This is a genomic window from Sphingomonas arvum (genome assembly GCF_026013565.1).
In the GTDB taxonomy this organism is placed as follows: Bacteria; Pseudomonadota; Alphaproteobacteria; order Sphingomonadales; family Sphingomonadaceae; genus Sphingomicrobium; species Sphingomicrobium arvum.
Genome location: NZ_JAPDOB010000001.1, coordinates 1,338,295 through 1,358,014 on the forward strand (window position 1 = coordinate 1,338,295; position 19,720 = coordinate 1,358,014).

Here is a 19,720-nt window from a genome sequence, read left to right on the forward strand (position 1 = left end):
AGAAGCGCCCTCGCTTACATTGCCACCCAAGGATGCTGCCAGCCTCATGACTCGCCCGCGCTTCAACCGCATTCTCCTGAAGCTCTCGGGTGAGGCGTTGATGGGGCCAGGGCAGTTCGGGATCGATCCTGAGACGGTCGCCGGCCTTGCGGCGGAGATTGCCGCGGCCAAGGCGCAGGGACACGAGCTGTGCCTGGTGATCGGCGGCGGCAACATCTTCCGCGGCATGGCAGCGGCGGCGCGCGGCTTCGACCGGGCGACCGGGGACTACATGGGCATGCTGGCGACGGTGATGAACGCGCTGGCGGTCCAGAATGCGCTGGAGAAGCAAGGGGTCGACACGCGTGTCCAGTCGGCCATCCCGATGGCGTCCGTCAGCGAGCCCTATATCCGCCGCCGCGCACTGCGGCACATCGAAAAGGGCCGGATTGTCATCTTCGCCGCCGGCACGGGCAATCCGTACTTCACCACCGACACCGCCGCTGCGCTGCGTGCCGCGGAAATGGGCTGCGACGCGCTCTTCAAGGGCACCAGCGTGGATGGCGTCTACGATGCCGATCCCAAGAAGGTGGCCGATGCGCGGCGCTACGACGCGCTCAGCTATTCCCGGGTCCTCGCCGACAACCTTAAGGTGATGGACGCGGCGGCCGTAGCGCTGTGCCGCGACAACGAAATCCCGATCGTCGTGTTCAACATCCGTCAGCCCGGCAATCTTGCCCAGGTGCTGGCGGGTGAGGGGACTGCGACGATCGTCCAGACCGAAGGAGCTTGAACCATGCCCGCCTATGAGAAGGTCGATATCCAGCGCCGCATGCACGGCGCAGTCGACGCACTGAAGCACGATTTCGGCGGCCTGCGTACGGGCCGGGCGTCGACGGCCCTGCTCGATCCCATCCAGGTCGACGTCTATGGCGCGAACATGCCCCTGAACCAGGTGGCCACGGTGTCCGCGCCGGAGCCGCGCTTGCTCTCGGTGCAGGTTTGGGACCGGTCGAACATGAGCGCCGTCGAGAAGGCGATCCGCAACGCGGGCCTCGGCATCAACCCGATCACCGACGGGCAGATGATCCGCCTGCCGATCCCGGACCTGACCGAGGAGCGGCGCAAGGAACTCGCCAAGCTGGCCAGCCAGTATGCGGAGAAGGCCCGGGTGGCGGTCCGTAATGTGCGCCGCGACGGCATGGATGCGCTCAAGACTGACGAGAAGAAGCACGAGATCTCCGAGGACGAGCGCAAGCGGTCGGAGACGGACGTGCAGAAGATGACGGACGACACGATCAAGGAGATCGACGCCGCGTTCCAGGCCAAGGAAAAGGAAATCCTCGGCAAGTGACGTCCCCCGCTCAACCGGTCGTCTCCGGTTCCGTCGCCGGCCGGTCGGCAGGGCATTCTGCGTCCTTGGACGCAAGGAGGGCGGGAGGTTCTGGCCAGGTGCCGCGCCACGTCGCCATCATCATGGATGGCAATGGGCGCTGGGCCGAGCGCAAGGGCCTGCCGCGGGTGGCCGGGCACCGCGCGGGCGCCGAAGCCGTCCGCCGGGCAATGCAATCGGCGGCCGATGCCGGCGTCGAGTGCCTCACCATCTACGCCTTCTCCAGCGAGAACTGGCGGCGGTCTGAGGAAGAAGTCAGCGACCTCAAGGGGCTGATGCGCTTCTACGTCGAGCGTGAGCTTGCGACGCTGAAGAAAGAGCGGGTGCGGCTGAAGCTGATAGGGGAGCCGCGCTCGTTCGGCGACGAGCTATTCGCCCGGCTTCAGCGAGCGGTTGACGAAACACGTGATAACGATCGGCTGACGCTGGTAGTGGCGTTGAACTACGGCAGCCAGGCCGAGATCGCGGCCGCCGCGCGCGGACTCGCTCAACGTGCGGTGGCGGGTGAGATCGCTCCCGATGCGATCGACGAGCAGGCGATCGGCGATCTGCTGCAGACCCGAGACCTACCGCCACTCGACCTGCTGATCCGCACGTCAGGAGAGATTCGCCTAAGCAATTTCCTGTTGTGGCAAGCGGCTTACGCGGAACTGATCTTCACTGACGTGCTGTGGCCGGATTTCGACGAAGCGGCCTTCGGCGAGGCTTTGGCTGAGTACGGGCGTCGCCAGCGCCGGTTTGGCGGCCGATGAGCGAAGTCGGACTGCGGACCGTCGCCGGAGTGGCGATGATCCTAACCGCGCTGACCGCCGAATGGTTCGGTGGTACTGTTTTTGCGATCTTCGTCGCTGCCGTTGCCACCGTCATGTATTACGAATGGGCGCGGATGGTGCGGGGGTGGGGCATCGGCTGGAACATCGCAGGCTTTTTCTACGCGTTGGTGCCGGCGCTTGCCTTGCTTTGGATTCGTGAGCGCGCGGGCGAGCCGGTGGGCAGTCAGGGGTTCGCCCTGGTCCTCTGGGCATTCATCGTAACATGGGCCGCGGACATCGGCGCCTTCTTCGCTGGCCGTACCTTCGGCGGTCCAAAGCTGGCACCAGCGATCAGCCCTAACAAGACGATCTCCGGACTAGTTGGCGGGGTGATTGCCGCGACCCTGCTCGGCGGGTTGTGGACTGACGCCAGCAGTCTAAGCTGGCCGTGGTACGTTTTCGCACCTTTGTTCGCGCTGGCGGCCGCGGGTGGGGACCTATTCGAAAGTTGGCTGAAGCGGAAAGCCGGGGTGAAGGATGCCGGGGCCCTAATCCCGGGACATGGCGGCGCTTTGGATCGGCTTGACGGGCTGGTGCCAGTCGCCGCGCTGACGGGCAGCATGGTATTGGCAGGGCTGACATGAGTCGAAAGGTCTCGATCCTCGGCGCGACCGGGTCAGTCGGCCAGTCGACCCTCGACCTGCTCGCTGCCGATCGAGACAGCTTCGAGGTAGTCGCGCTGACCGCCGCCAGCAACGTCCGACAGCTTGCCGCTGATGCGCAGCGGGTTGGAGCTCGCTTGGCAGTTATCGCCGACGAGCAACTGCTGCCGGAGCTCAAGGACGCCCTTGCAGGCACCGGTGTTCGCGCTGCCGCCGGACAGGCCGCGCTGGCCGAGGCGGCGGCTGGTGAAGCCGAGTGGGTGATGGCCGCCATTGTCGGTTGCGCCGGTCTTGAGCCGGTGATGGCCGCAATTACGGCGGGCAGGACGGTGGCACTGGCCAACAAGGAGGCGCTGGTTACGGCCGGGGGACTGATGACCGATGCCGCAGCTCGCAACGGCGCCACCCTGCTTCCAGTCGACAGCGAGCATAACGCTATATTTCAGTGCCTTGCGGGACAGGATCTCGATCGGGTCTCAAGATTGATCCTTACGGCGAGCGGTGGCCCGTTCCGGACCCGCAGCAAGGCCGAAATGTCGCAGGTGACACCGGCACAAGCCGTCGCGCACCCAAACTGGTCAATGGGCGCCAAGATTTCGGTCGACAGCGCAACCATGATGAACAAGGGCCTAGAGTTGATCGAGGCCCATTACCTGTTCGGCATCCCGGGCGAGCGGATCGACATATTGGTGCATCCGCAGTCTATCGTGCACAGCTTGGTCGAATATGCCGACGGCTCGCTGTTAGCCCAGCTCGGCCCATCAGACATGAGGGTGCCCATCGCGCATACCTTGGCCTGGCCGAGACGAATGGCGACCGGTGTCGCGCGCCTCGACCTGGTGCAGGTCGCGCGACTCGACTTCGAGGCGCCGGACGAGGAACGTTTCCCAGCCTTACGCCTGGCGCGTGAGGCACTGCGCAGCGGTGGGGCAGCGCCGGTGGTGCTCAACGCCGCCAACGAGGCTGCCGTCGCCGCCTTCCTGGCCGGCGCCATTCACTTCACGGACATCGCCCGGCTCGTAGGCGAGACCTTGGAAACAATGGTTGAGCCCGCGCCCGCCTCCATCGCCGACGTCATCGCCATCGACCGGCGCACGCGCGAGGTCCTGTCCCTACAGCTGGAGCACGCCACTTGATGCTTGCGCAACCGCCGCTCTGGCTGATCGTGCTGGCATTCCTCGGATCGATCGGCGTGCTCGTCTTCGTTCACGAAATGGGTCACTATCTGGTCGGACGCTGGTGCGGCATCGGCGCCAAGACCTTCTCCATCGGCTTTGGCCGCGAGATCGCCGGCTGGACGGACGGGCGTGGTACGCGTTGGAAGATCGGCTGGCTGCCGCTGGGCGGCTACGTGCGGTTCGAGGGTGACATGGACCCGGCCAGCATGGGCCGCGACCTCGACATGCTCACCCCGCAACAACGGGCGGTTAGTTTCCATGCCAAGCCGGTCTGGCAGCGGTTCCTTGTGGTGCTCGCCGGCCCTGCTGCGAACTTCCTCCTCGCGGTACTGATCTTCGCCGGCTTCTTCCTAGTGTTCGGCGCGCCCCGCACGCCGCCCGTGGTGGCGATGGTCGCCCCGCAGAGCGCCGCTGCCAAGGCGGGCCTGCAGGTCGGCGACCGTATCCTGGAAATGGATGGGCGCCAGGTTAAGACCTTCAACGAGCTTGGCCAGTACACGGTGCTTCGGCCTGGCGAGCGGGTGCTGGTCCGGCTGCAACGGTCGGGTCAGGTGATCGACGTTCCGGTGACCTTGGGGACCGCGAGCGAAGTGGATCGGTTTGGGCAGATCTACCGGGTTGGTCGGCTAGGCGTTGCCATGCCGCCGCCAGTTTATCAGAAAGTGGGGCCGCTCCGAGCCTTGCCCGAGGGCGTGCAGGCCACTTGGCAAACCACCCGTTCGATGGCCGAGGGGCTTTGGCAGCTGGTGACTGGCCGCCGACCCTTGAACGAGCTGCACGGGGCCATGAAGATGGCGCAGATCGCCGGGCAATATGCGTCGGTTGGTCCGTTCGAGTTCATCCAGTTGCTCGCGCTATTCTCGATAAACCTCGGGTTCATCAACCTGCTGCCAGTCCCGATGCTCGATGGTGGGCATCTCGCCCTCTACACGGTGGAAGCGGTGCGCCGGCGTCCGCTTGGCGAACGGGCGCAGGAGTGGGTGTTTCGGGGTGGTATGGCGGCGTTGCTGACGCTGTTTCTGTTCACCACCTTCAACGACCTGGGGTCGTTTGGATTGTGGGAGCAAATCGGCCAGCTAACGGGCTAATGCTTGATCCACCGGATCGTCTGGGGCAGGGCAGGCGACCATAAACAACCACCGCCCGGGGCAGCGGTGTCTTCAATTTATGAGAAGCGGGGACGCGCGTGATTGCCAATGCACATCTGACCACCAGCCGGCGACTTGGCGCGGCGCTGCTGATCGGAACCATTCTCGGTGGTTGGGCCGGGCCCGCTTTTGCTCAAAGCACTGCCGCGCCTTCGGTTCCAGCCCCGCCGGCCCCGGCCACCGCAGCGCAGCCCGGGACAACTCAGCCCGGAGCGACTACGCCGGCTCCCGTGGCGACCCAGCGGGTAGTCCGCTCCGTATCTGTACGCGGCGCCGAGCGGTTGGAGCCTGAGACGGTTCGTTCCTACGCCAACCTGGCGCCGGGGCAGAACTACGATGCCGAGACGCTCGATCAGGCGATCAAGGATCTGTACGCTACCGAGCTGTTCGCCGATGCGCAGATTGAGGGCGCGGACACTGGTAATCTGGTCATCGCCATTCGCGAGAACCCGGTGATCAACCGTATCGTCCTGGAGGGCAACAAGCGGATCAAGGACGACAAGATCACGCCCGAGATCAAGCTTTCTCCCCGGCAGATCTTCACCCGGTCTAAGGTGCGTTCAGACGTCGAGCGGATCATCGAACTCTACAAGCGGCAGGGACGCTTCGCAGCGCGCGTCGAGCCGAAGGTCGTGCAGCTCGACCAGAACCGAGTCGACCTGGTATTTGAGATCAGCGAAGGGCCGGTTTCTAAGGTTCGCGCAATCAACATCATCGGCAACAACCAGTATGGCGACGATCGCCTGCGCAAGGAGATGTACACGCGCCAGGCCGGCGGCTTTCTGGGTTTTCTTAAGTCCAATGACAGCTACGACCCGGACCGCCTCGCAGCCGACCAGCAAAAGCTGCGCGCCTTCTACCTTACGCAAGGCTATGCCGATTTCCGGGTAGTATCGGCTCTGGCTGAGCTGACGCCCGACCGGCAGGATTTCGTCATCACCTACGTGGTCGAGGAAGGGCCGCGCTACAAGTTCGGCAACGTTAGCTCCGAATCGGCGCTGCGCGACTTCGACACGAAGACCATCGATGCGCTGACACAGCTCAGGAGTGGCGAGTGGTTCAACGCGAAAGCGGTTGAGGACGCTGTCACCCGCCTGGAGGAAGCCGCGGGTGCGCTTGGCTACGCCTTCTCCGACATCGAACCGAACTACGAGCGCAACGCCGACGCGAAGACGATGGATATCACCTTCCGGGTGAACGAGACGCCGCGCGTCTACGTGGACCGGATTGATATTCGCGGCAACACCAACACTCGCGATAAGGTCATCCGCCGCGAGTTCCGTGTGAACGAGGGCGATGCCTTCAATGCACTTAAGGTGAAGCGCACCCAGGACCGGGTCCAGAGCCTAGGCTTCTTCCAGGACAAGCTGGAGATCAAGCAGACCCAGGTTGCGCCCGACCGGGTCGCCCTTGGGTTGGACGTGGAAGAGAAATCGACCGGACAGCTGTCCCTGTCGGCCGGCTACTCTAGCCTGGAGCGGTTTATCCTTTCGGCGAATGTCGAGCAGAGCAATTTTCGCGGCATGGGTCAGATCCTCAACGCGGGCGTCAATTGGTCGCGTTATTCCAAGTCCGTCCAATTGGGGTTCACAGAGCCTTATTTCCTCGACAAGCCGATCCTGTTTGGCGGTGACATCTTCCGCCGCGATTACAACAGCTTCAACTATGTCGGGAATACTCGCAACACCACTTACAGCCAGCTGTCGACGGGCGGCGGCCTGCGGCTCGGCTTCCCGGTTAATGAGTTCCTGACCTTTGGGACGCGTTACTCTTTGGTCCAGGACAATCTGACCTTGGACAAGAGCACCTTCTACACGGACCTCAATGCGGATGGCGTGGTGGAGTGCGATCCCGCCAAGGCTGGCCAGTACCTCTGCGACCAGCTCGGCAGGCGGTTGACCAGTTCGCTCGGCTATACGGCGGTGTTCGACAACACCAACGGCATTCGGGCGACCCGCGGACAGCGGCTGGTGTTCGGGCAGGACTTCGCCGGCCTCGGCGGCGACACCCGCTACATCCGCACCCGGGCCGACGCGACCAAGTACTGGAACCCGTTCGGCGGCTTTGTCCTCTCGGCGCATGCGGAGGGCGGCTATATCCACCCGCTGGAGAAGTCGCCGCGAGCCGGCGTCGATGCCGTGCGGATCACGGACCGTTTCTTTGGCCAGCAGCTGCGCGGCTTCGACATCCGCGGCATTGGACCGCGGATTCGGCGCACGTCATACAATTCGGACGAGACCCTCAGCGACGCCGGCAGCGTCACGGACGCGCTGGGCGGGCGGGCCTACTACATGGGCCGGGTCGAGCTTGAGTTCCCGACCAGCTCCGGCCTGCGCAGCCTGGGCATCCGGCCGTCGGCTTACGTCGACATGGGCTCCGTTTTCAGCCTGAAGCGACCCACGCTGAACAATTATTTCGCAAGGTGCTTCAATACGACGACCGGCGTGCTGGTCCGGACTATCGACGCGAGCACGCCAGCCGCTCAGCGGCAGTGCGACACGACAACCGAAACCCGCGTCAATGGCTATCAGGAAGAATATCTGGGCGACTCGATCAAGCCGCGTCTGTCGGTCGGCATCGGGTTCAACTGGGTCTCTCCGTTTGGCCCCCTGCGCATCGACATCGCCAAGGCCCTGCTCAAGCAGGAAGGTGACGATACCAAGCTGTTTTCGTTCAACGTAGGAACCCAATTCTGATGAAGACCAAGCTTCTTCTCGCGGCCGTCGCCGCCAGTGCGTTCGTGCCCGCAGCCGCGCAGGCGCAGCGGATCCCGGCGGCCGTGGTGGCGGTGGTCGACACGGACCGCATCGGTCGTGAGTGCACGGCCTGCCGGGCTGCCGCGAGCCAACTGCAAAGCCAGGAAACTACGCTACGCAACCGTGCCGCTGCCTTGCAGCAGCAGCTCCAGACCGCACGCACGCCGATCGAGCAGGCCGCGGCGGCCCTAAACGGCAAGCAACCCGATGCCGCCCTGCAGAAGCGGATTACTGACTACCAGAACCAGGAGCGCTCAGCGCAGCAGGAATTGGCGACCGGTCAGCAGCGGCTTGCCTCAACCCAGGCCAACGTCAACCAGCAGATCGGCTCGCGGCTGAACACCATTGTGGCCTCGCTATCCGCTTCCCGCGGCGCAACCGTGACCCTGGCGAAGGGTGACGTCATGTTCGCAGCGCAGACGGTGGACATCACCAACGACGTCCTTGCGCAGCTCAACCAGCAGCTCCCGTCGGTCAGCGTCACGCCGCTGCCGCAGACCCAGCAGCCCCGGCAGCAGGGCCGTTAAATGACGGTAGGCGGCAGCGAGGGCGGCGCCAGGACGCTCGACGTTCGTGCGGTCATGGCCGCGCTGCCGCACCGTTACCCGATGTTGCTGGTCGACCGAGTCGAGCGGCTCGAGCCGGACAAGAGCATCACTGCAATCAAAGCAGTGACGATCAATGAAGGCTTCTTCGCGGGTCATTTTCCCGGCCGGCCAATTATGCCGGGCGTGCTGATCGTTGAGGCGCTGGCGCAAGCCGCCGGCGTACTCGCGGTAGAAAGTCTCGGCCTCGCGGGCTCGGGCAAGCTGGTCTACTTCATGGCGATTGATGGTGCGAAGTTCCGCACGCCCGTCGAGCCCGGCTGCCTTCTGACACTCGAAGTCGAATTCCTGCAGAAGCGCAGTAGCGTGTGCAAGTTCGCCGGCAGAGCGCTGATCGACGGCAAGCTGGCTGCGGAGGCCAACTTCACGGCCATGATCGCCGACCCTCCCGCGGCAGGTTAAGCCCGGCGCAGCCGCCAGCGCGGCCCGCTGGCCTCAACTCGGAACGTGTCAGCTAAGCTGGGTCCGTGGAGGATCTGCTTGGGTGGACCATCTTCGACCAATTGCCCCGCGTTGAGCATCAGGACACGGTCGAATGTGTCCAGCAGGTGCAGGTCGTGCAGCGAGAGCAGCACGGCCGCACCTGCTTCCGCAGCGTCGCGGAGCAACTGCAGGATCGTCACGACCCAATAGGGATCGAGGTTCGACAACGGTTCGTCCAGTAGCAGGACGGCAGGGCGTGGCGCCAAGGCCCGCGCGAGCAAGGCGCGTGCTCGTTCGCCGGTAGAAAGTCGGTCGGCTGGCCGATCTGCAAGCTCGTCGAGCTCCAGTTCGCGGAGCAGGTCCGCCACCCGGCGTTCGTCGGGCTGCGCGAGACCGAGGCCAACGAGGTCGCGAACCGCGATCGGCCAAATCATCTCACGTGCAGCAGGAAGGAAGCCGAGGAGCGCCGGTCGCCGCGCGGGCGGCACGCTGTCGAGGTCTTCATCCATAATCGATACCGCACCGCCTGGTCGATCGATACGGGCAAGGCTGCGGAGCAGGCTGGTCTTGCCGCTGCCGTTTGGGCCGATGGCCGCGGTCAGCGTTCCCGCCGACAGGCTCAGATCCAGTGGGGCTAGCCTCTCGCCCATGCTCAGGCTGGTTGCGACGAGCAACGGCTTCATGAGGTGAGCCGCCAGCGCATCCTGAGCAGGACCCAAAGAAAGATGGGAGTGCCTACCGCCGCCGTGATGACGCCGAGCGGTATGGTTCGACCGACCGGGGCGAGCCTGGCCAGCAGGTCGCCGCCTGACAGCAGTACGGCGCCGATGAGGCCTGCGGGGACGAGTGCCTGCCCGGGATGCCCTCGCGTCAGCCGGCGCGCGGCAATAGGAGCGATCAGGCCAACGAAGCCGACGGCGCCACACACCGACACGCAGGCCCCGACCGCGACTGCGCTGGCGACGATGATCCCGTTTCGCAGGCGCCCGGGATCGTGTCCAAGCGCGGCCAGCACGTCCTCGCCCAGTGCGAGTCGGTCCAAGGTGGCAGTCTGCCGGGCCAGCCATATTCCGGCGAGTGCGGCCGGGATCAAGGCCGCTGCGGCCTGCGGCAGGCTGCGGTCGTCCAGGCTTCCCATCAGCCAGTCGAACGCGTCGTAGAAGGCGAAGGGAGAGGGCGCGAGTGCGAGGGCCAGGCTGGTCAGCGCGCCGGCCGCGAGGCTGATCGCCAGACCTGCGAGCAGAAGACTGCTGCTATCCGCCCGACGTCCGGCCAAGCCGAGCAGGATCAGAAGGGAGAGCAGCGCTCCAGTGGCGCCGCATGCAGCCAGCTCCAATGGGCCGGCGAGACCCAGGTAGTAGCCGCCCAGGACGGCCCCGAGAGCTGCGCCGCTGCTGCTGCCGGTGATGTCAGGCGAGGCGAGGGGATTGGCGAAGATCGCCTGCAGGGCAGCACCGGTGAGACCCAAGGTCGCGCCATATCCCAGACCGAGCAGCACGCGTGGCAGGCGCAATTCCACCAGCAGCAGGCGTGCGACCGCTGGGTCCGAGTGGAGCAGATGGCTCATTGGCGCCCATGGCGTCAGCAGCCCCAGCGCCGCGACCGTCACACCAGCAAGGAACAGCCCCCGCTTCAATGCGGAAACCTCCGCAGCCGTTCGACCTCCGCAATCATCGGCAGCCCCGCGCAGGTCCACGGACGGCCGTCGGTCCGAATTGTTCGTGGACGCAGCCGACGAACCAAAGGATGGTCCAGCCAAGCTTGGCTTCGGCTCCATTGGCCAGACCGATAGCTGCTGCGGATTAGCCATTTGGGTGGATTCGTTGCGAGCAGTTCCAGATCGACCCGTCCACGCGGCAAGGTGCGTTGGCGGTAGCCAGCAAGATCTAGCCACTGAGCGCCCAGCGAAGACGGGTCGAGGCTGTTACCGGCGCCGGCCAGAAATGCGGCGTCCGCCCGTTGAGAAGGACGGCTCGCCTGCAGCGCGTCAATCTTGCCGATCAGAACTTGGGCTCTGTCCGAGGCGCCCATAGCTTGTGCGACCACAAGGGCCTGCTTTCTTATGTCGCGGAGCGACGCCGGGTAGCTCAGGTCGATGACCTTGAGCCCGAGGCGGGCTGCGAGAGCGGCAGTAGCTCTTCCACCGCCCCCCATCGTTAGCACGAGGTTGGGTCGCGCTGGCAGCGCGCTTTCCAGCGTTCCGCGGTTGCGGAGGATGCCTGCGGTTCTACGCCACAGCACGGACTCGGACGGTTCCGCAGCCAGGTAGCTCACGCTTGCGATCTGGTCGGGGCGGGCGAGCAACAGAAGATACTCATCCGTGCAGAGGTTGAGCGATGCCGCCCGGATCGCAGTGCTAGCTGCCGAGGCGAGCGCGAATACCGGCATAGGCGCTTCTCCCTTCCGTGCGGTAGCCGACCACATCCTGGTAACGCTGGTTGAACGCGTTGGCGACGCGCCCGAACAGTTCGAAGCGCTGGTCGAGATGAAAGGCCAACCGGGCGGCAGCCAGCAGATAGCTGTCAAGGGTAACGGTCTGGGCCGGGAATACGTCGAAGTCCGTGTCTCGACGGTCGCCCACCAATGCCATGCTGGCACCGTAGCTCCAGCGTCTCGCTCTGCCGTCAAGCGCGATGCTGCCGCTGTGTCTGGGCCGGCGCAATTCACGGACTGTCGCGTCACTCGCCGAGCGCCGCTCACTGGCCCTCAAGAAGGCATAGTTAGCGCTGACCCGCAGGCCAGGGGAGAGTTGCCAGCCGCCGTCTACTTCAAGCCCTGCGCGGCGGCTGACGCCAGCCGCGTTGTCCGTTGTCGAACGAAAATCCAGGAGGAAAACGTCGACGATTTCATCGGTGAGACGCTGGCGATAGATCGTGGCCGAGGCGCGCAGCGGCCCTCGGGTGTAGCGCAGCCCGGCCTCGACGCCGCGGGACTTCTCGGGCCGCAGCGTGGGATTGCCGATGAAGCTGGCCGGAAAGAAACCGTAAAGGTCGAAGAAGGTGGGCTGCGCGATGCCTTGCCCGTACGATGCCGTTGCGCTCCAATCGCGATCGAGGCTGACGAGAACGGAGCCGCGCAGAGTTGTCGCATCCTTGAAGCGGTTGAAGATATCGCGGCGCACCGAAAGGTCCGTGACCAGCGCCCGCCATTCTGCCCGCCACTCGCCGGTCACTGCACGGTGGAGCCGGTTGCGATTTTGGTCCGTAGCACCGCCGTACCCGGCATCGGCCGCCTTGAACCGCTCGCCATCGCCGTCGAGGGCGACAATCAAGCGGTGAGAGACAGTGCCGGTGCTCACCGCGCGTTCAAGCTGGCCCGAGATCGTTGTGCGAGCGCCTGCGGTGCGATTGACAATGGCACCATCAAGCAAATTTCGGTTGGCCGACCGGAGCAGCGAGCCACCCGCACGGACGGTCCAGTCACTTCCCGTCCAGCGCCCATCCACGCCGATCGCGGCGAGGCGGTTGCGCGTAACGTCCCCGGTGTCTGCCCGGACGAAATCCTGATAACCGTCATATTCTGATCGTCCGCGAACCAGGAAGCCAGTGAGGCCGAGCGTAAGGGGGCTTGCAGGGTTCCAGTTCACGCGCGTTCGCAGCGCTAGGTTGCGATAGCCATCCCGGTCCCCACCCGGCGCGCCGAAGCTGTCGATGCCGGTCGCGCGTTGGTACCCGCCGGCGAAGCTGGCTTGAACAGTGTCCATCGCCACGGAGCCGCGCCCAGACAGCCGTGCGAAACCGAACGATCCCGCCTCGGCACCTGCATTGAAGTCGTTCGACTGGTCCGACGTCAGTGCGAGCACGCCGCCGATCGCTTCAGAGCCCCACAAGGCCGATTGCGGGCCCCGGACCAGCTCTAGCCGGTCGGCCAGGTCTGCCCCAAGCAACTCGAAGCGCGGCGCGTTACCGGCTGCTGGGTCGTTGGCGCGGATTCCGTCCACAAACAGCAGCGTATGGTTCGCTTCGGCACCCCGGATGCGAACTTCGGTGATCGACCCGGCCGGTCCTGATTGTGCGACGGCGGTGGATGGGAACAGGCGGACGATGTTGGTCAGCAACGGCTCGCCGAGTCGGTCCAGAGCTTGGCGGTCGATGACGCTGACGGTTGCAGCCGTCCGATCGCGTGCGGTGGGTGCCCGTTCGGCAGTGACGACAATGGCCGGCCCGGCAGGTGCTGCGGGCAGGTCGGAAGTGAGCAAAGGCACGCAAGAACTCCTCTCGTGAGCGACACACAGGCGTCGTCACGGAGGGTGCAGCACCCACGTTCTGCGCCTGGGCCCGGGCGAGGAACGGACGACGGAGGAGGGCGAGTGTCTGACTTTCCCGGTTGGGCCGGGGCTACAGTTGCGGGCACAGCGCCGGCTTGAAACCGGCTTCCTCTGCGAACCGGCGGCCGTGACCGCCGGACCCTTCTCCTGTGCCGCCGTGTCATCCTGGCCGCCGAACTTGTCAAGCTGGGGGCGCTACTCTAAGGGGCCGCCAACCACTCGAGGCTGGTCGGAACCAGCCATCAGCGAAGGATGATTCCATGAAGAGCGAAGGTCACCCCGACTACCACTTCATCACCGTCGAGATGACGGACGGGACCAAGTTCCAGACCCGGTCGACTTGGGGCAAGGAAGGGGACACGCTGCACCTCGACATCGATCCGAAGGTGCATCCGGCATGGACCGGCGGCAACACCCGCGTGCTCGACCAGGGCGGTCAGGTGGCGCGCTTCAACAAGCGCTTTGGCGGCCTGACGCTCGGCAAAAAGTAAGCTCCGGGCTTAGTTTCTCGCATGACCAAGCAGCGCTCGGCTCCTTTGCTGGAGACCGAGCGTTTGCGTTTGCGGGCGTGGCGGAAAGAGGATTTCCGCCCATATCATGAGATCATGCGCGAGCCGGCGGTTCACCGGCACTTCGGTCCCGAACCAATGGGACAGGAAGAATGCTGGCGGCGGATTTGCGCGGCGAACGGCGGCTGGACGATGGCAGGTTTCGGCACCCTGGCGGTCGAGCGCCGGTCGGATAGCCGGCTGGTCGGCAACGTCGGCTTGTTCAACGCCTGGCGCGAGTTCGAACCGCAGTTCGGTGATGAGCCTGAAATGGGTTGGATCATGGCGACGGACACGCACGGCACCGGCCTGGCCTACGAAGCGTGCCGGGCGGTGCTCGACTGGGCCGAGGTCGAGCTCGCTCCCACGCCGATTTGGGCCATCATCGCAACGGCGAACGAGGCGAGTTTTCGCCTTGCGGACAAGCTCGGGTTCGAACGGGTGACCGAAGTCGACTACCATGGGCCGACCGCCGTCCTGCGACGGCCGGCATGGAGCTGACGCGCCTCTAAAAGGCGCTCAGACCGGTGATGGCGCGGCCGAGGATCAGCGCATGGACGTCGTGCGTGCCTTCGTAGGTGTTGACCGTCTCCAGGTTCAGCAGGTGGCGCATTACCTGGTATTCGGCGCTGATCCCGTTGCCGCCGTGCATGTCGCGGGCGACGCGGGCGATCTCCAGCGCCTTGCCGACATTGTTGCGCTTGATGAGGCTGATCGTCTCGGGGATCAGCTCGCCGTCCTCGAGGCGCCGACCCACCCGCAGCGCCGCCTGCAGTCCCAGCGTGATCTCGGTCACCATGTTGGCGAGCTTCAGCTGGACGAGTTGGGTTGCAGCGAGCGGTCGGCCGAACTGGTGGCGGTCGAGCGTGTACTGTCGGGCGGCCGCAAAGCACGCCTCGGCTGCACCCATGCTGCCCCAGCCGATGCCGAAGCGGGCGCGGTTAAGGCAGCCAAACGGGCCCTTCAGGCCCTCCACGTTCGGCAGCAGCGCGTCCTCGCCGACCTCGACCCCGTCCATCACGACTTCGCCGGTGATCGAGGAGCGCAGGGATAGTTTCTGTTTCACCTGCGGGGCCGACAGGCCCGGCATGCCCTTCTCGAGCACGAAGCCGCGGATCTTGCCGTCATGAGCGTCCGACTTGGCCCAGATCACGAACACGTCCGCAATCGGTGAGTTGGAGATCCACATTTTGGCGCCAGCGATTCGATAGCCGCCTTCGATCTTTTCGGCCCGCGTCCGCATGCCCCCCGGATCGGAGCCAGCGTCAGGCTCGGTCAGGCCGAAGCAGCCGACCAGCTCGCCGCTGGCCAAACCCGGCAGGTACTTACGGCGCTGTTGCTCGGAGCCATACGCGAAGATCGGGTACATCACGAGCGAGCTCTGGACGCTCATCACTGAGCGATAGCCGCTGTCGACCCGCTCCACTGCCCGGGCGATCAGGCCGTATGAGACATAGCCGAGCCCAGCACCGCCGTATTCAGTCGGGATGGTGGCGCCGAGCAGGCCGAGCTGACCCATTTCGCGTAGGATCTCGCGGTCGAAGGTCTCCTCCAGGAAAGCTTCGGTGATCCGAGGTTGCAGCTTCTCCTTGGCGAAACCCTCGGCCGTGTCGCGGACCAGCCGCTCCTCATCGGTCAGCTGCTCGTCCAGACCGAACGGGTCCTGCCAGTCGAATGGCAGCAAGGAGGGCTCATGCGCGAGGGCGGGGTCGACAGGCTTCAGCATGCACGCGCCAATACCGCCAAGGGCCGTCCCGCGCCACCCCTCGTGACGGCGTCGCATGAGCCGGCCTGGCGGATGGGGTGGGATTCGAACCCACGGTGAGCTTGCACCCACGGCGGTTTTCAAGACCGCTGCCTTAAACCACTCGGCCACCCATCCTTGCGTGAGGCTCGGTTCAGCGTGCACCGCCTAGTCTCACAGGCCCTGCTCGTGCAAGCGGGGTTGAAACGGGTGCGCCGCCTCGTTCGTTCAAGCGGCATGGTTCGGGAGGGGTACAGCAGCGTGGCAAGCAGGGTGACGATCGGCGCATTGTGCCTGAGCGCCCTCGCGCTTACGCCGGCAAGTGCGCAACGCGACCCGCTGGCGCCCTTGCCCGATCAGCCGACCAGGCAGGCCGCCCCGGCCAAGCCGGTCACTGCACCGCCGCCACCGGTGCGCTATCAGCCTCCAGCCACGCCGACGGTCACGCCAGCCCCGACCGGTGGCTTCGACAGCTATCGCCAGACGCTCGCCGCGCGGGCCCGCGCGGCGGGCGTGCGAGAAGCGACCATCCAGGCAGTGGTGCCATACCTCACCCTGAACTCGCGCGTCATTGAGTTAGACCGCGCCCAGCCTGGGCAGGTCAACAATCCGAATGCGATCCCGCCGTTCGCGCCCTACCGGCGCAAGCATGTCACCGACGATCTGATTACCCGCGGGGCCGCTCGTTATGCCGCCAACTACGCGTTCCTGACCAACATAGAGCGACGGTTCGGCGTCGAGCCGCTCGTGCTCATGGCCATCTACGGGCATGAGACCAGTTACGGCCGCGTGACGGGCGGGTTCGACCTACCGCAAGTGCTGGCCACCCTGGCCTATGAAGGCCGGCGGCGAAGCTTCTTCGAAGAGGAGTTCGTCGCTTCGCTCCAGCTGCTCGACCAAGGAGTGCCGCGCTCGCGCCTGAAGGGCAGTTGGGCCGGCGCGACTGGCTATCCGCAGTTCATGCCGTCGGTCGTGCTGCGACTGCGGACCGATGGGGACGGTAACGGCACCGCCGACATCTGGAACAGCGAGGCCGATGCACTGGCCTCCATTGCCGCCTACCTGCGCGATGCGGGCTGGAAGCCCAACGTGCACTGGGGCGTGCCGGTACGGGTCGCGCCGACCTTCAACCGTGCGGCCGTGCGGTCGGCCGTGGTCGCGCCGCGCTGCCCGGCGGTCTACGCGCGACACAGCCGTTGGCTGACGGTGCGGGAATGGCGGTCGCTTGGGGTCACACCCCTTGGACGCAGCCTGCCCGAGAACGAGCTGGCGACGCTGATCGAGCCGGATGGGCAGGGCGCCACCGCTTATCTGCTCAGCACCAACTACCGAGCGATCCTCGATTATAACTGCTCCAATTTCTACGCGCTCTCCGTGGGTGTGCTCGGAGATACAATCGTCGGCCGATAGTGGCAGTTTGCCCACTCGCCCGGGGCGATGTGCCGCGCTACTCAGGCGCCTCCACCTGGAGCCGACTGCGAATCCGATGATCCGATCCCTGCTGCTTGCTACTTCCGCCACTGGCCTCCTCGCGACGGCTGCGCCCGCCGCGGCGCCGCCGTTCGATACGCCGGCTAAGGTCGCTTACCTGCTCGACCTGTCATCGGGTGCCGAGCTGCTCAACAAGAACGCCGACGTGCGCATGCCGCCGGCCTCCATGGCCAAGATGATGACCACGGAAGTGGCGTTCGAGCTGATCGACCAGGGCAAGCTGCCGCTGTCCAAGATGTGCACGGTCCGGCCGGAAACGTGGCAGCGCTGGCATGGCCCGCAGGCCGGCTCCACCATGTTCCTCAGCGTGAACGAGCAGGTCAGCGTCGAAAACCTGCTTCACGGTATTGTGACCCTGTCCGGCAATGATGCCTCTGTCGTGCTGGCGGAGTGCATCGCGGGCACGGAGCAGGCCTTCGCCGGTCAGATGAATGCATTGGCGCAGAAGTTGGGCCTGAAGAACAGCCACTTCGGCAATGCCAACGGCTGGCCGGACGAGGGCGTCACCTACGTGACCGCGCGCGACCTGGCCGGGCTTGCGCGGGCGTCGATCGAGCGCCACCCGAAGCTCTACAAGCAGTTTTACGGGCAGCCGAGCTTCACCTGGGGCAAGACTCTGGGTTCTGGCCAGGACATCACCCAGGCCAACCGCAACCCGATTCTGGGCAAGATCCCGGGCGCAGACGGTCTTAAAACCGGCCACACGGAAGAGGCCGGCTACGGCTTCACCGGCTCGGCCGAGCAGAACGGGCGCCGGCTGATCATGGTCATTGCCGGGCTCGACAGCTTCAATGCTCGGATCTCGGAATCGACCAAGCTGATGAACTGGGGCTTCAATGCCTGGCAGACCAAGCCGCTATACGCCGCCAACGCGAAGGTCGGCGATGCGCAGGTGCAGCTGGGTAGCGAGGGCACCGTCGGTCTGATTGCGCCCAAGGCGATCGCCATCACCTTCCCGGCCGGTCTGGCCGTCGGTGATCCCCGGCTGAAGATCCGCTATGACGGGCCGCTCAAGGCACCGATCGCTAAGGGGCAGCAGGTAGCACAGCTGGTGGTCACGCTGCCGGACGGCACCGTGCAGCAAACCCCGCTGGTCGCGGCCGAAGCCGTCGAGGAAGCTGGCTTTCTAGGCCGGTTCTGGGCCGGGCTGAAGCAGATGCTGGGGATGGCTTGAGCACAGGCCGCTTCATCTCGCTGGAAGGCGGGGAGGGTGTTGGCAAGTCGACCCAGGTCACGGCGCTGGCCGAAGCGCTGCGGCACCGGGGCAAGGACGTGCTTGTCACGCGCGAGCCCGGAGGCAGCCCGGGTGCCGAGGCAATCCGCAGCCTGCTGCTGAGCGGTGCGGGCGACCGCTGGAGCATGCGGGCGGAAGCGCTGTTGTTCGCCGCGGCCCGGGCGGATCACGTGGAGAAGACCATCCGGCCGGCGCTCGCGGCGGGGCGCTGGGTCTTATCCGACCGCTTCCTGGATTCGAGCCTTGCCTACCAGGGAGGCGCGGGAGGTCTCGGCATCTCCCAGGTACGGGCGCTGCATCGCTTCGGGAGCGAGGACTTCTTGCCGGACCGGACGCTTGTTCTGCTTCTCGCCGAGGGAGTGGAACGGGCCCGGTTGCGTGACCGCGGCGAAAGCGATCGCATCGGTGGACGTTCGAACGCCTATCACCTAGCGGTCGAGGGAGCGTTCCGGCAAGTCGCGCGCGAAGAACCGGGCCGCGTGCGGCTGGTCGATGCCGCCGGTGCTACCACCAGCGTGACCGGTCGATTGCTGACAGCATTGGGCGACCTGCTGTGAGGTTGTTCGGGCATGACGCGGAGGTGGCGGCCTTCCGCTCCGCGCTCGACAGCGGCGCCATTCACCATGCCTGGCTCCTTGCCGGCCCGCGTGGGGTCGGCAAGAACCTGTTCGCCACCCAGGCTGCTCAGCGGATCCTCGCCCAAGCGGCGGGGCCGGCGGTCGCTTCGCCGGAACTGGAGACGCCCGCCGAGCACCCGGTGGCGCGCCTGTTCGCCGCCGGCAGCCATCCCGACTTCCGCAGGCTGCAGCGCGAGGAGAACGACAAAGGCGACCTGCGGCGGAACATAACCATCGCGCAAGTCCGCAAGCTGATCGACTTCTTTGCGCTGCAACCCGCGCTATCGGACTGGCGCGCCGTGGTGGTCGACAGCGTGGACGACCTAGAGCCGTCCGGCGCCAATGCCCTACTCAAGATGCTCGAGGAGCCGCCGGGGCGGAGCATCTTCTTTCTGGTGAGCCATTCGCCCGGCCGCCTGCTGCCGACCATCCGCTCGCGTTGCCGGCTGTTGAACTTCGGTCCGCTTTCCGAGGACGCGATGACGGCAGCTCTAGCCCAAGCGCTTCCCGAATCGTGCGGAGGGGAGCGCGCCGCGCTGGTGCCGCTCGCTCGCGGCAGCGTCGGGCGCGCACTCGCCTTTGCCGAGCTCGACCTCGCTCCGCTCCAGGCGGACGCGACCGCCATGATGCGCGACGGAGACCCGTCCAACCTGCATCGCTCCCGCTTGGCGCAGGCGCTCAGTGGCAAGGCGGCTGCTCCGCGTTATGCCGCGTTCCTCGAACTGCTCCCGGCGATCGTCGCCGATCACGCGCGCGGCACGGACGGGGGGCGCCGTCGGCGGGCGCTGAAAGCCTATGAGCAGGTGCGCGACGTCACGGCGTTTGCGCCGCGCCACTCCTTGGATCCGGGCGCCACGCTGTTCCAGCTCGGCACCATTCTCGCCTCCGTTGCCGGGGAGGAGCGAGGCGGGTAGGGCGGGCGC

20 protein-coding genes, 1 tRNA gene and 1 riboswitch are annotated in these 19,720 nt (G+C 65.7%); of the genes, 15 read left to right on the plus strand and 6 right to left on the minus strand.

Going from position 1 to position 19,720, the window contains the following annotated elements; all coding sequences use genetic code 11:
- Positions 1-46: 46 nt before the first annotated feature.
- The 9 genes from pyrH (at position 47) to fabZ (ending at position 8,875) form a co-directional block, all read left to right on the plus strand.
- Positions 47-772: a UMP kinase gene (gene pyrH / locus OMW55_RS06575; protein WP_264881727.1), complete on the plus strand. Its 726-nt coding sequence runs from the start codon at positions 47-49 to the stop codon at positions 770-772.
- A gap of 3 nt (positions 773-775) precedes the next feature.
- The gene (gene frr / locus OMW55_RS06580) at positions 776-1,333 is read left to right on the plus strand and encodes a ribosome recycling factor (RefSeq protein ID WP_264881728.1); all 558 of its coding nucleotides are present in this window, start codon (positions 776-778) and stop codon (positions 1,331-1,333) included.
- 122 nt (positions 1,334-1,455) lie between these two features.
- Positions 1,456-2,124 carry a polyprenyl diphosphate synthase gene (uppS, locus tag OMW55_RS06585; protein ID WP_264882033.1) on the plus strand — a complete coding sequence of 223 codons (669 nt, stop codon included), beginning with the start codon at positions 1,456-1,458 and terminating at the stop codon, positions 2,122-2,124.
- On the plus strand, positions 2,121-2,768 hold the full coding sequence (locus tag OMW55_RS06590; RefSeq protein ID WP_264881729.1) for a phosphatidate cytidylyltransferase: 648 nt from the start codon (positions 2,121-2,123) through the stop codon (positions 2,766-2,768). Before uppS ends, OMW55_RS06590 begins: the two co-directional genes overlap by 4 nt.
- Positions 2,765-3,922: a 1-deoxy-D-xylulose-5-phosphate reductoisomerase gene (locus OMW55_RS06595; RefSeq protein WP_264881730.1), complete on the plus strand. Its 1,158-nt coding sequence runs from the start codon at positions 2,765-2,767 to the stop codon at positions 3,920-3,922. Before OMW55_RS06590 ends, OMW55_RS06595 begins: the two co-directional genes overlap by 4 nt.
- A complete protein-coding gene (gene rseP / locus OMW55_RS06600; protein ID WP_264881732.1) occupies positions 3,922-5,052 on the plus strand; it encodes an RIP metalloprotease RseP in 1,131 nt (376 codons plus the stop codon). The genes OMW55_RS06595 and rseP overlap by 1 nt, the downstream gene beginning before the upstream one ends.
- A 98-nt stretch (positions 5,053-5,150) precedes the next feature.
- Entirely contained in the window at positions 5,151-7,808 is a 2,658-nt protein-coding gene (gene bamA / locus OMW55_RS06605; RefSeq protein ID WP_264881734.1) for an outer membrane protein assembly factor BamA, read from the plus strand.
- Positions 7,808-8,395 (plus strand): OmpH family outer membrane protein, encoded by a 588-nt coding sequence (locus OMW55_RS06610; RefSeq protein ID WP_264881735.1) that lies wholly within the window; start codon positions 7,808-7,810, stop codon positions 8,393-8,395. Before bamA ends, OMW55_RS06610 begins: the two co-directional genes overlap by 1 nt.
- Entirely contained in the window at positions 8,396-8,875 is a 480-nt protein-coding gene (gene fabZ / locus OMW55_RS06615) for a 3-hydroxyacyl-ACP dehydratase FabZ (protein ID WP_264881736.1), read from the plus strand.
- Here the strand turns inward: fabZ and OMW55_RS06620 are convergent.
- From OMW55_RS06620 to OMW55_RS06635, 4 genes are read right to left on the minus strand one after another with little or no spacing between them, the layout of a single operon-like run.
- Complete coding sequence (locus OMW55_RS06620; protein ID WP_264881738.1) at positions 8,872-9,579, minus strand: ATP-binding cassette domain-containing protein; 708 nt, start codon at positions 9,577-9,579, stop codon at positions 8,872-8,874. The two genes, fabZ and OMW55_RS06620, sit on opposite strands and share 4 nt — an antisense overlap.
- Positions 9,576-10,532, minus strand: coding sequence for a FecCD family ABC transporter permease (locus OMW55_RS06625; RefSeq protein WP_264881739.1), 957 nt, complete (start codon positions 10,530-10,532; stop codon positions 9,576-9,578). Before OMW55_RS06625 ends, OMW55_RS06620 begins: the two co-directional genes overlap by 4 nt.
- The gene (locus OMW55_RS06630; RefSeq protein WP_264881741.1) at positions 10,529-11,284 is read right to left on the minus strand and encodes a substrate-binding domain-containing protein; all 756 of its coding nucleotides are present in this window, start codon (positions 11,282-11,284) and stop codon (positions 10,529-10,531) included. Before OMW55_RS06630 ends, OMW55_RS06625 begins: the two co-directional genes overlap by 4 nt.
- The gene (locus tag OMW55_RS06635) at positions 11,253-13,100 is read right to left on the minus strand and encodes a TonB-dependent receptor plug domain-containing protein (protein WP_264881743.1); all 1,848 of its coding nucleotides are present in this window, start codon (positions 13,098-13,100) and stop codon (positions 11,253-11,255) included. Before OMW55_RS06635 ends, OMW55_RS06630 begins: the two co-directional genes overlap by 32 nt.
- A gap of 83 nt (positions 13,101-13,183) precedes the next feature.
- Positions 13,184-13,322: riboswitch (cobalamin riboswitch) on the minus strand.
- A gap of 101 nt (positions 13,323-13,423) precedes the next feature.
- Between OMW55_RS06635 and rpmE the strand changes: the two genes are divergently transcribed.
- A complete protein-coding gene (gene rpmE / locus OMW55_RS06640) occupies positions 13,424-13,654 on the plus strand; it encodes a 50S ribosomal protein L31 (protein ID WP_264881745.1) in 231 nt (76 codons plus the stop codon).
- Between the two features lie 21 nt (positions 13,655-13,675).
- Positions 13,676-14,212, plus strand: a complete 537-nt coding sequence (locus tag OMW55_RS06645; RefSeq protein WP_264881746.1) for a GNAT family N-acetyltransferase — start codon at positions 13,676-13,678, stop codon at positions 14,210-14,212.
- Positions 14,213-14,219: 7 nt separating this feature from the next.
- Here the strand turns inward: OMW55_RS06645 and OMW55_RS06650 are convergent, their stop codons facing one another.
- Complete coding sequence (locus OMW55_RS06650) at positions 14,220-15,437, minus strand: acyl-CoA dehydrogenase (RefSeq protein WP_264881747.1); 1,218 nt, start codon at positions 15,435-15,437, stop codon at positions 14,220-14,222.
- 66 nt (positions 15,438-15,503) lie between these two features.
- Positions 15,504-15,593: transfer RNA gene (locus OMW55_RS06655), tRNA-Ser, on the minus strand.
- 273 nt (positions 15,594-15,866) lie between these two features.
- Here OMW55_RS06655 and OMW55_RS06660 point away from each other — a divergent pair.
- The 4 genes from OMW55_RS06660 to OMW55_RS06675 all read left to right on the plus strand — a co-directional run bounded on the left by OMW55_RS06660 (position 15,867) and on the right by OMW55_RS06675 (position 19,711).
- Positions 15,867-16,865, plus strand: coding sequence for a lytic murein transglycosylase (locus tag OMW55_RS06660; RefSeq protein ID WP_264882035.1), 999 nt, complete (start codon positions 15,867-15,869; stop codon positions 16,863-16,865).
- Between the two features lie 76 nt (positions 16,866-16,941).
- The gene (locus OMW55_RS06665) at positions 16,942-18,120 is read left to right on the plus strand and encodes a D-alanyl-D-alanine carboxypeptidase family protein (protein WP_264881749.1); all 1,179 of its coding nucleotides are present in this window, start codon (positions 16,942-16,944) and stop codon (positions 18,118-18,120) included.
- On the plus strand, positions 18,117-18,737 hold the full coding sequence (tmk, locus tag OMW55_RS06670; protein WP_264881751.1) for a dTMP kinase: 621 nt from the start codon (positions 18,117-18,119) through the stop codon (positions 18,735-18,737). Before OMW55_RS06665 ends, tmk begins: the two co-directional genes overlap by 4 nt.
- The gene (locus tag OMW55_RS06675; protein ID WP_264881752.1) at positions 18,734-19,711 is read left to right on the plus strand and encodes a DNA polymerase III subunit delta'; all 978 of its coding nucleotides are present in this window, start codon (positions 18,734-18,736) and stop codon (positions 19,709-19,711) included. The genes tmk and OMW55_RS06675 overlap by 4 nt, the downstream gene beginning before the upstream one ends.
- Positions 19,712-19,720 lie beyond the last annotated feature (9 nt).

Bases quoted from the DNA above. Each gene is read 5' to 3' on its own strand.
- OMW55_RS06665 (WP_264881749.1), top strand. From the start codon at position 16,942: ATGATCCGATCCCTGCTGCTTGCTACTTCCGCCACTGGCCTCCTCGCG.
- rseP (WP_264881732.1), top strand. From the start codon at position 3,922: ATGCTTGCGCAACCGCCGCTCTGGCTGATCGTGCTGGCATTCCTCGGA.
- OMW55_RS06595 (WP_264881730.1), top strand. From the start codon at position 2,765: ATGAGTCGAAAGGTCTCGATCCTCGGCGCGACCGGGTCAGTCGGCCAG.
- fabZ (WP_264881736.1), top strand. From the start codon at position 8,396: ATGACGGTAGGCGGCAGCGAGGGCGGCGCCAGGACGCTCGACGTTCGT.
- uppS (WP_264882033.1), top strand. From the start codon at position 1,456: ATGGATGGCAATGGGCGCTGGGCCGAGCGCAAGGGCCTGCCGCGGGTG.
- rpmE (WP_264881745.1), top strand. From the start codon at position 13,424: ATGAAGAGCGAAGGTCACCCCGACTACCACTTCATCACCGTCGAGATG.
- OMW55_RS06630 (WP_264881741.1), bottom strand. From the start codon at position 11,284: ATGCCGGTATTCGCGCTCGCCTCGGCAGCTAGCACTGCGATCCGGGCG.
- pyrH (WP_264881727.1), top strand. From the start codon at position 47: ATGACTCGCCCGCGCTTCAACCGCATTCTCCTGAAGCTCTCGGGTGAG.
- OMW55_RS06620 (WP_264881738.1), bottom strand. From the start codon at position 9,579: ATGAAGCCGTTGCTCGTCGCAACCAGCCTGAGCATGGGCGAGAGGCTA.
- OMW55_RS06590 (WP_264881729.1), top strand. From the start codon at position 2,121: ATGAGCGAAGTCGGACTGCGGACCGTCGCCGGAGTGGCGATGATCCTA.
- OMW55_RS06650 (WP_264881747.1), bottom strand. From the start codon at position 15,437: ATGCTGAAGCCTGTCGACCCCGCCCTCGCGCATGAGCCCTCCTTGCTG.
- OMW55_RS06645 (WP_264881746.1), top strand. From the start codon at position 13,676: ATGACCAAGCAGCGCTCGGCTCCTTTGCTGGAGACCGAGCGTTTGCGT.
- OMW55_RS06610 (WP_264881735.1), top strand. From the start codon at position 7,808: ATGAAGACCAAGCTTCTTCTCGCGGCCGTCGCCGCCAGTGCGTTCGTG.
- frr (WP_264881728.1), top strand. From the start codon at position 776: ATGCCCGCCTATGAGAAGGTCGATATCCAGCGCCGCATGCACGGCGCA.